Source organism: Nostoc sp. (genome assembly GCF_036917355.1).
In the GTDB taxonomy this organism is placed as follows: Bacteria; Cyanobacteriota; Cyanobacteriia; order Cyanobacteriales; family Nostocaceae; genus Nostoc.
Genome location: NZ_JBALDP010000058.1, coordinates 1 through 7,405, shown reverse-complemented (window position 1 = coordinate 7,405; position 7,405 = coordinate 1). Strand labels below are relative to the sequence as shown.

Sequence of the window (7,405 nt, the reverse complement as noted above, 5' to 3'; positions counted from 1 at the left end):
TGACTCAAATATTTCTACTTTAGTGACTCCAACCATTTCCGCCCGCTCATATTTACTCCTAATTTATCTGTATCACACTTTTCGTGAATTGGTATGAGTCCAAACAGTGCAAACGCGAAAATGATTAGCAGGTCTGCATTATGGTCTTTTCGCCTCTATTTTTGAGTTTGAACCTCTACCTTTGCATCCGATTCATCTCCACTTTGAGAAACTTTTTCTGGGCCGCACTGTACCGGAGTTACTCCTGTACCTTGAGTGAGTCCGTGTTTCGTTGTGGTGTCGTAGGCATTGTTATCAGTATTTGCTTGGGCGTAAGTATCGTTAAAAATCTTGTCAGATGCTGAGGTTGTTTTGCCAAGAAGCTTTTTGTGTAAATCTTTAAAAGCCTTCTCGTCAATACTAATGTGCCCATTCTCGTGTGTATCAAGAGCGCTATAAAACCTTGCCCATTCTTTTTTAACAGGTTCGCATTGTTGGTCGAGTTCCGTCCAGACGGGCATTGCCTTAGTTTCTGTTACTAAGACATCTGCCTCGTAGACAATTTCATCGGATTTATCTTCTGCTTGGTAAGTTTTGACATCTTTTGTGGGGGCACAAGTAACACTGCCCGCTTCGCCCTTTCCTTGTGATGTTAAGTTTGTAATTGCTTCGGTAATATTTTTTCCTGAAGCAGTAATTGTGGCATTTTTTTTATCAATTTTAGTTGTCCCTTTTTTGGGCGGCATACCACTAGATGTCTGTTCAACAGGGGCTGATGCTGTAGATGTATCGCTTTGTTTCTGCACTTTACCTGTCTGCTGTACTACATGGGTTAACTCATGGGCTGTTAACTCGTTATTACCAGGTGATTTATCGGCACTAAAGTAAACATCACTACCATGAGTAAAGGCCTGCGCTCTCAACGACTTATTCATCTGCGTAGCATTGGAGTCAGTATGTACTCGCACATTGTCGAATTTACTACCAAAGCGTAGTTCCATAAAGTCTCGCACTTCGGGAGATAACGGGCTTCCTCCACCCTTACTATTATTTAACTGACTCTCAATATTGTCTTGGGTCTGAACGCTGTTATCACTAACGCGTTGTAGCGACAACTCAGTTTGTACTTGTTCTTCTTGCTCACAATCTGCACATTCTCGTTGTACTATATGTGAATCTATTCCACCGATATTTATATTTGACTTAGGTCTAGGTAGAAGCATAATCTGGTCAGCTGACTGCTCATACTGGTCTTTTGGCTCGCTACCTATAAGTTGCGGCTGTGGACGACGCAAAGATATCCGACTAATGTCGTGAACAAGAGGTTTTTCTTTGATAGCTTCTGGTTCTAATAATTGCTCATTAGCAGACGGGGCTTCTTGAAGGTCGCCATTGAGCGCAGTATTATTATTTGTTGGTAAACCAAAACCGCGTGTTGGATTGGCCAATGTGGGAATATTGGATGAGACAAGCGATGGATTCGTAAAATTTGATGTCCCTATGTGAGACCGCTTCCATGTGGTTAAAGGCAAAGCGGCTTGTCTTTTAATGTCGCTCATCTCTCAATTCCTACATTTTCTAGATTAATTAGTAACCTCTTATTTATTGCATTGCAGTATCTTCTATAGAAAAATATAAGTATTTTATTGACATACCTATATATAGACTTTAGTCTACTTTTGTCATCATTCACCTACCAAATACTCAAGAATTGACATCTAGTGAAATTAATTATGCGTTATTCAGAACACATAATTAATTTCACCAGATATCTAATAAATAGCTAACGAACCGTTCCCCGCAGGGCTTCAGTATCAATTGGTTTGATGAGGTAAATTAACAGCAGATTCCAAACAATTGCTGCAATCAAAGGTAGTTTGCGAATTAGCTTTACCAGTTTCGGATTATAACTGCCTTCAATCTCTGCAATTTTCAAGTTGTAACCTGCACAGCGTTGCAGACGTGGGAAAAACTTGGGATGTTCAGTATTCAACATTACAGGAAAAGCCCGTCCTGCGGTTTCATTGGTGTTGCGGACAACTTGGAGATCAAATTCTGTGGCATCAAGTCCCAGTGATTTGTAGAACCCGGAACGTTCATGAACTGTCAGGGTGTGAGTAGCAAATACTGATAGCAAGAAAAAGCGACTCCACAGCCTAGATTTCCAGGTGTTCCAAAGTTGCGGTTGAGAACGCAATAATGCCTTGAATATATCTCCGTGGCGGTTTTCGTCCTGACACCAACTCTCAAAGTAGCGGAAAATGGGGTAAAACTGGTTTTCTGGGTGCTTTTCTAGATGCCTGAAAATAATAATGTAACGCCAGTAGCCGATTTTTTCTGAGAGGTAAACGGTGTAAAGTACCCATTCAATCGGGAAAAATGTATAAGTGCGGGTTTTAGTAACATTGCCTAAATCAAGGGAGAGTTTAAAATCGGCCATGGCTTTGTTGAGAAATCCAGCATGGCGGGCTTCATCACGCGCCATCATTTGAAATATTTCCGCTAGCACTGGACTGCGATTTTTTAGCTTGCGGGATAATTCCTTGAATAGCAAGAAGCCGGAAAACTCAGAAATGCAAGAGCGTTCCAAATACTCTATAAACGCCTGTCTTGCTTCACCGTCAATGTGTTCCCAAGACTGCTCAAACGCTTCATCCCGAACAAAATGGTGGCGGTTGTAGTCTGTCCGCATTTCTGTCAACATCGCTTGCAACTCAGTTTCTTGGGCAGACAAATCCAGGTTGGCTGCGGTTTCAAAATCTGTAGTGTAAAACCGGGGAGTGAGTACGGTTTCTTTGCTGGGGGTTTTAGTTTCTGGCTTGGGTAGGGTGTTAACCATGAGTGATGAGGCGATCGAGTCGATAGTTCTATAACTATAAAGTTATGACAAATGCAATTATTTTGCTAGACCTATTTACAATCCTTCAGTAAAGTCGGAATTTCTGAATTTTTCTTCAACGGGTCGCGCCCAGGATTTCCCAATGTTAGCCAAGCTTGAAGGTGAGTAATGGTCGCTCTGGGACTGGTTACTGGGTACTAGGAAAGAAATTGGTTAGGGTCTGAATCCCCATTCCAATCTTCCCAATCCCCAGTCCCTAACTCAATCATAATTCTTTCCTTCTGGCTCACTGCTCCTGTCGGAGACGCTGCGCGAACAACTACGCTCAGTGTCCACCTGCCCCCTGCCTCCTGCCTCACTTCTCCTGTCGGAGAAGCTGCGCCCGAAGCGTAGCTATGCCGCAGGCTTTACGACTACGCTCAGTGACCACCTGCCTCCTTCACCGCAGTAATTCTTCAACTTGATGCTGGCTCCACAAAGTTCTGTATAAACCTTGTTGTTGTAAAAGTTCTAAGTGATTTCCAACCTGCACAATTTTTCCCTTTTCCATGACAAAAATTCGGTCAGCTGCCGCCGCTGCTGATAATTGGTGGGTGATAAAAATTACTGTTTTACGTTCAGTACCACTGGAGAGATTTTTGAGGATTTTCGTAGCTGTTTGATTATCCACGCTAGAGAGAGCGTCATCCAAAATTAACACTGGAGCATTGACCAACATTGCTCGAGCCAAAGCAGTACGTTGCCGTTGACCGCCAGAAAGATTAATACCGCGTTCGCCAACAATAGTTTCATATTGCTGCGGAAAATTCTGAATTTCTGATTCAATTTGGGCAAGTTTAGCGACAGATTCTACCTGCTGTTGTTCGCTAACTGGATCGCCGTAGCGAATATTATTTTTGATTGTAGTGCTAAATAGAAAGCTATCTTGAGGAACGTAGGCGATCGCACCTCGTAAATCTGTCAAAGCGATCTTAGTAATATCTAGTCCATCTAAAAACAATTGTCCTGATTCAATATCTAACAAGCGCGGTAAAGCATTGGCCAAAGTAGATTTCCCCGAACCAATTGCCCCAACAATCGCGACAGTTTCTCCAGGAGCAATGGTAAAGTTAACATTTGCTAAAGCTGGAGTAGTGGAACCAGGGTAATTGTAGGTGAGATTTTTAGCTGTTAGTTCGCCTTTAAGTTCAGCCACTGGCAGATGTATAGCATCGGCTGCATCTTTAATTTTTGGTGTGACAGAGAGAATAGCTTCAAGCCTATCGATACTAACTTCACCGCGTTGGTAGGCGGTAATTGTGAATCCTAAAAGGGCAGTAGGGAAAACTAGACGCTCTACATAAATTAACAATGCTAAGAAATCGCCAACCTGAAGTGTCCCAGCAGACATCCGTGCCGATCCTAGCCAGATGATTACCAGCGAACTGATATTAGCTAGCCCACCAATTAGCGGAAACAGTGTATTGCGGATTTTTGCCAATTCCAGGTTAGCAGTCAATAGCTGCTGATTTTTCTTAGCAAAAGCTCGACGCTCGTTTGCTTCTTGAGCATAGATTTTAATTAAGGCAATGCCACTGATATCCTCTTGGATGAGTTCGCTGATGTCAGAGAGTTGCTCTTGGACTGCTGCTTGTTGTTTGCGTAAGCGATCGCTAAATAAACTCACCAACAAGAGCATAAAAGGGTATACTGCCAGGGCGGCTAGGGTGAGATCCACACTAATTGCTAGCATTACTGGCAGTGTCAAGGCGTAGGCAAACATTGTATTTGCCAAACTCAAGACCGCAAAACCCAATAACCGCTTGATATTGTCCACATCACTAGTAGCCCGACTAATCAAATCGCCAGCAGTATTACTGGCAAAATAACCAGGCTCCAGCTTCAGTAAGTGTTCAAAAATCCGTTGTTTCAGGTCAAATTCTACCTGACGGCCCACCCCAAATAGCCAAATGCGTGATGCCATCCGCATTAGCCACATCGCCGAACTGAGCAAGACAATCACTACTACGTAATGTAGTATTTGGTTCCAGCTGAAGGTTGTCGAGAGTTTATCAACACCAGCACGAATCAACCAAGGGATATAAACACCCAGTGCATTGACAGACAACAAAGCGAGAATACCCAAGGAGGCTTCCCGCCAATGGGGTCGTAGATAAGCACTGAGTTTAGCGATTCGTCGAGATTTTGCCATTAAAGCAATTGTGCAACTTTATCATCTAGATTAACTGCTAGTCCCAGAAGGCAGCTATGAAGAGGGAATATCGCTTGTGATAAATTTAGCTTTCGTTACCTCTTTTAACTGGATAGTTATTGCCGTTTGGTACTAGTAGTCCACCACAGCAACTTTAATGAAGAAATAAGTTCGTAGTAAGGACTTTAGTCCTTTGATTGATAGCTCAAGCGCTTACTACGAACTCAGTAAAGTTCTCTTGCCTGATTACCGCTGAACACGCAAGAACCTGTAAACTTCAAGGAGATAACTTTCCCAAGTTCTTGTTGTCAATTGCAACGTTTGTGAATCCGGTACAAAGTCTTCAAGTCGTAAACCGCGTGTGCGAATATCTTGAGGATTTCCTTGTAATAAATAGGGAGGCACTCTCAAATTATAAGAAAGAATGCTATCCCCGGTTACATCTGAGATGTTAGCTGTGGTGGGTTGCCCTAATGCCACCAGTGTCCCAGATGTTGGTGTAGCAGTTGCGACAGATGTTTCACCTGTCATTGCTAGAGGCGCTCTATAAAGGAAATAGGCGACTGCTGGTGTACTTGCTAACAGCAAAATCGTCAGTGCCCAACCGATCAAGTATCCTCCTGGTTTTTCTATTCCACCTCCTTTGATTTTCTGAGCGGCAAGAATCATCAGTAAAACAGAGGCTCCTAGTGGCTTGAGTGGAAAAGATAGCATCCTCCACAACGACGCCACAGCAGGTTCATTGGGGTTAAGAAATGATAGGGCTACGATTACCAAGATAACGACTAAGATTAATCGCCCGACAAAACTTCCAGAGGGATAAAATCGCTGGAACAGAGAATAAACGATAGTGCCAATCAGCAGCCACAGCAGTACCCGGCTTAACAATAGAAACATAGACTAACTCTCAAATTTTCTGGTGCAGTGAGCCAGTGTGGTGGTGTTCGCGTAGCGTCTCCGTCAGGAGAGGCAGTCTGTTTCGATCGGGGTTGCCCCCAGAAAGGACTGCCATGCAGGGAAACCATGCATAAAACAACTGGCGACTTCTTACTGATAGCGACGTTATAAGCGTCACCCGTAAGGTTCAACCTAGAGGTTTCGGGAAATGGATTTATTTTATTGTCAAATTGTAATCGCACTGTTTGACTTAAAATTTCTCAAACCTCACACCCAATGACTACCGTCGTAGTGATTTTAGTGCAATTTTTTGACACTGCGTCTATTATTTATAATTTTCCAGAAGAGTAATCTGGTACCGGTAAACTAAATTAATTAAGTAATCGACTCAAAAGGAAAAACTATGTCGCCTGGAAAGCCTACTATTCTGGTAACAGGGGGAGCTGGATATATTGGTTCCCATACAGTGCTTGCTTTGAAGAAAGCGGGTTATGGCGTTGTCATACTTGATAATCTGGTCTATGGACATCGCGATTTAGTAGAAAAGGTTTTACAGGTAGAACTAATAATTGGGGACACAAGCGATCGCGCCTTGCTGGATCATGTATTTAAAACCCACGATATTGCTGCGGTGATGCATTTTTCGGCTTATGCCTACGTAGGAGAGTCGGTGAGCGATCCGGCCAAATATTACCGCAATAACGTCCTTGGTACTTTGACCCTGTTAGAAGCGATGCTGACAGCATCTGTAAAGAAATTTGTCTTTTCTTCTACCTGTGCCACCTACGGGGTACCGCAATTCGTGCCGATTCCAGAAACCCATCCCCAAAATCCGATTAATCCTTATGGCGCTACAAAGCTGATGGTAGAAAGGATTCTCTCTGATTTTGATGTCGCTTATGGTTTGCAATCAGTGCGTTTTCGCTATTTCAATGCTGCTGGTGCTAATCCCGATGGTTTACTGGGCGAGGATCACAACCCAGAAACCCATTTAATTCCTTTGGTACTAATGACAGCTTTAGGCAAACGAGAATCCATTTCTATTTTCGGCACTGATTACCCCACACCCGATGGTACGTGTATTCGAGATTATATTCACGTTAATGACTTAGCAGATGCCCATATTTTGGGATTGGAATATTTATTAAAAGGTGGTGATAGCGAAGTTTTTAATTTGAGCAATGGCAGCGGTTTCTCCGTCAGAGAAGTCATTACCGCAGTCGAAGAGGTGACAGGAATTAGCATACCAGTAGAAGAACGCGATCGCCGTCCTGGCGATCCCCCAGTTCTCATTGGCACCAGCGAGAAAGCCAGAACAATCTTAGGCTGGCAACCTCTGTATCCATCCATCAAAGATATCGTCGCTGACGCGTGGCAGTGGCATCAGAAGCGACATAAGTAGAAGGGAATGGGGAATGGGGAATGGGGAATGGGGAATGGGGAATGGGGAATGGGGAATGGGGAATGGGGAATGGGGAATGGGGAATGGGGAATGGGGA

General features: G+C 43.5%; 5 protein-coding genes. 1 reads left to right on the top strand and 4 read right to left on the bottom strand.

Translation table 11 applies throughout. The features are described 5' to 3' along the window. Positions 1–155: 155 nt before the first annotated feature. From V7K53_RS16985 to V7K53_RS16970, 4 genes are all read right to left on the bottom strand, one after another. Complete coding sequence (locus tag V7K53_RS16985; RefSeq protein ID WP_335198662.1) at positions 156–1,538, bottom strand: eCIS core domain-containing protein; 1,383 nt, start codon at positions 1,536–1,538, stop codon at positions 156–158. A 224-nt stretch (positions 1,539–1,762) separates the two neighbouring features. Continuing rightward, on the bottom strand, positions 1,763–2,818 hold the full coding sequence (gene acsF / locus V7K53_RS16980; protein WP_335198661.1) for a magnesium-protoporphyrin IX monomethyl ester (oxidative) cyclase: 1,056 nt from the start codon (positions 2,816–2,818) through the stop codon (positions 1,763–1,765). A 439-nt stretch (positions 2,819–3,257) separates the two neighbouring features. Then, entirely contained in the window at positions 3,258–5,009 is a 1,752-nt protein-coding gene (locus tag V7K53_RS16975) for an ABC transporter ATP-binding protein (RefSeq protein ID WP_335198660.1), read from the bottom strand. Positions 5,010–5,255: 246 nt separating this feature from the next. Then, positions 5,256–5,906, bottom strand: coding sequence for a hypothetical protein (locus V7K53_RS16970; protein ID WP_335198659.1), 651 nt, complete (start codon positions 5,904–5,906; stop codon positions 5,256–5,258). 403 nt (positions 5,907–6,309) lie between these two features. Here V7K53_RS16970 and galE point away from each other — a divergent pair, with 403 nt between their 5' ends. Next, positions 6,310–7,308, top strand: coding sequence for a UDP-glucose 4-epimerase GalE (gene galE, locus V7K53_RS16965; RefSeq protein WP_335198658.1), 999 nt, complete (start codon positions 6,310–6,312; stop codon positions 7,306–7,308). The last annotated feature ends 97 nt before the right edge of the window (positions 7,309–7,405 follow it).